General features: G+C 48.2%; 1 pseudogene. It reads left to right on the top strand.

The features are described from left to right. Nucleotides 1-278, top strand: a pseudogene (locus OGW16_RS01360) (T6SS immunity protein Tli3 family protein); the annotation flags it as partial.

Below are 278 nucleotides of genomic sequence, written 5' to 3'. Positions count from 1 at the left end.
CAGGCATTTATTTCCACTGCACAAGGACATTTGTATATGAGCTCATACCCTTTTGACGACCCGCGTCTGGCGCCGGGTGGTCCGGGTATAGATTATCAATACTTTGATGACACATATTATCTCTACAGACCAGGCAGGCATAAATCCGGTGGCGAGTATGTGGACGGTCATACCAGTCCTGAGTTTCCAGGTGCTGCGTGGGGAACGGTGGTGTTTATGAAAGCATCTTTAGCCCATTTAACGGAAGGTTATAAGGCCAACTATCAAAACCTGCCGGA

Origin of the sequence: Citrobacter sp. Ce104 (assembly GCF_030334595.1) — a bacterium.
Lineage (GTDB): Bacteria > Pseudomonadota > Gammaproteobacteria > Enterobacterales > Enterobacteriaceae > Citrobacter > Citrobacter europaeus.
This window is presented reverse-complemented; position numbering and strand designations above follow the sequence as displayed.